The sequence below is a fragment of the Paraburkholderia phymatum genome (assembly GCF_040965635.1).
Classification (GTDB): Bacteria; Pseudomonadota; Gammaproteobacteria; order Burkholderiales; family Burkholderiaceae; genus Paraburkholderia; species Paraburkholderia phymatum_B.
Window position 1 is genome coordinate 1 of sequence record NZ_JBFRCH010000166.1, and the last position, 255, is coordinate 255.

The 255-nt window shown below is 63.5% G+C and carries 1 protein-coding gene; it reads right to left on the reverse strand.

What is annotated here, in order from left to right:
- On the reverse strand, nt 1-255 hold a 255-nt coding region (locus AB4Y32_RS40635), incomplete at both ends, for an AMP-binding protein (protein WP_368726598.1).

Consider the following 255-nt stretch of genomic DNA (forward strand, 5'->3'; position numbering starts at 1 on the left):
GCGCCGACAACTGCCAGTTCCACATCATCCATGCGCACGTGGTGTGGAAGTACATCCGGTCGCCAGGCCGCAGATCGCAGTGCAGCCGATGCTCCTTCAGATGCTCGAGCAGACTGCCGCCGGCGCCATGCACGATGCACTTCGGCCTGCCCGTCGTGCCCGATGAGAACATGATGAAAAGCGGATGATTACAGGGGAAGCGCGGCGACTCGAAGCGCGCCGCGTCGCCACCGTCGATCAGCTCGCCCAGCGAAT